Origin of the sequence: Robiginitalea sp. (assembly GCF_049588695.1) — a bacterium.
GTDB lineage: Bacteria > Bacteroidota > Bacteroidia > Flavobacteriales > Flavobacteriaceae > Robiginitalea.
This window is the reverse complement of the sequence record NZ_JBAVZJ010000507.1, coordinates 1-1703: the sequence shown is the minus strand read 5'-3', so window position 1 is coordinate 1703 and position 1703 is coordinate 1. Positions and strand designations below refer to the sequence as shown.

Genomic DNA, 1703 nt, shown 5'->3' with positions numbered 1-1703 from the left:
GGTTATTCCTTAATGGCTTACAACTTGTTATATGCATCTAAAATTAGTCTTTATACATTAAATCGTTCACGGATTAGAGCAGGTTCTATGATTGAATCGTAGTCTTAGAATAAATTATACGTAATATCTTAAAACGGTACATCCTCACTACTCAATTCAGTAAGCCTTTAACACCACAACAGAGAAAACTCACTCTATAATTTCCATAACTTTAATGGAAAACTTAGATAATGACCAATAACGACTTCAGGAATTACGCTGATAGTGAATTAAACAAATGTCAGCGCTACAAGCAGATATGGAAGAGAGCCACCAATCCTAATATCAAAGACAAGGCTTTCTTTGCCTGGTGTATTAAGCGTTTTCAACTACAGCAGATTCACATCCATTCATCTGATTCTATGACTCCATTCAATTGCTACAGCATGGATGAGGCTGTTGGGTATTTCTAAAAGGATATCGCACAATAAGACATTACCAAAACAGAACCCCTTCCTTAAGGTGTGCCTTTGAATTTAGTAGGCATAGATTATGATGTCGGTATGCTTCTCATCGGATTCCATAAGAGTGCAAACTCCCGATATAGATGGGCCAGTGCATCTCTGTTCAGATGAAGGTATGTCAATCGAAAAACTTGCAACATCGTTAGTGTTGACCTGAATATTAAATGTTCCGTCAGATTCAGTTTGAAAGGATTTTCTAAATGCTTCCCCACAACAATCATCACCAAAAGATGATCTGCGGCCTACAATCACAATTCGACCATTTGCCATAGGTTCTTCAGGAGCCGAATAAACAATCCCCTCAAATGATGTCGACAAGTCTTCATAGGGTTCTTTGACGCAACTTGTTAGTACAGTGAAACACAACAATAGAATAGAAAAACGGCACATGATATTTTGTTTTATATCCAAAGTACTTATTACATAAAATTGAATGTCCAGTTTTTTGATTGTGATATAATTCGGGACAATTTTGAAGTGAATTCGCAGTCTAATTCTATTCCTTTTGAATTGTGTTTGATTGTTTTCAGAACCTTCTGGCGAGGTAAGGGCGTCAGGGGGTTTTTACTTTGTTTATTATTATCTACTGATAATACTAATACCCAACTAAGCCCCACCTCGCGGGATACCCCCAGTTACTGCTACTATCATAAGAGCTGTCAGAGCTGCAAGAGGAATTACTGAGTAAAACTAATTACTGGTACTATCACAAGAGCTGTCAGAGCTGCAAGAGGAATTACTGTGACCAAAATGGACGCGGTTTTATGCTTCACTTGTACTTTAGAAACAGCATTCTCATCTATTTGAATGTCCACATAGCCGTTGCCAGTCATTCTCGTCCCAAAATACTGCTGATCTTTATGAGTAACGAACTTGAATTTCTCCACCCTGCCGTCTTCTAAAAGAATCTTTGTTTTTGTATTCTCCTGAACCGCTTGTTCCAGAGTAACAGGGGTTTTATGGTAAACAACACAGCATTGACATAATATCGTAATGATTAATATGCAGGAGCATTTTCTAAGATGATTTCTGATTCTTTTCATGTCCGTGGATTTAGTTCCCTAAAGATAATCCATGGCAGTCATGGCGATGTCCCGTATTTTAATCAAGCCAAGAAGTCGGACAAAGGGGCTCGAAATTGCAGTTTTAGCCTGTTTCTTTGAACTGTGTTTGATTGTCTTCAGAACCCTCTGGCGAGGT

The 1703-nt window shown here is 38.2% G+C and carries 1 protein-coding gene; it reads right to left on the bottom strand.

Annotated elements, in window-relative coordinates:
* Positions 1–1180: 1180 nt before the first annotated feature.
* Positions 1181–1546, bottom strand: coding sequence for a hypothetical protein (locus WBV75_RS11780; protein ID WP_424120788.1), 366 nt, complete (start codon positions 1544–1546; stop codon positions 1181–1183).
* Between the last annotated feature and the right edge of the window lie 157 nt (positions 1547–1703).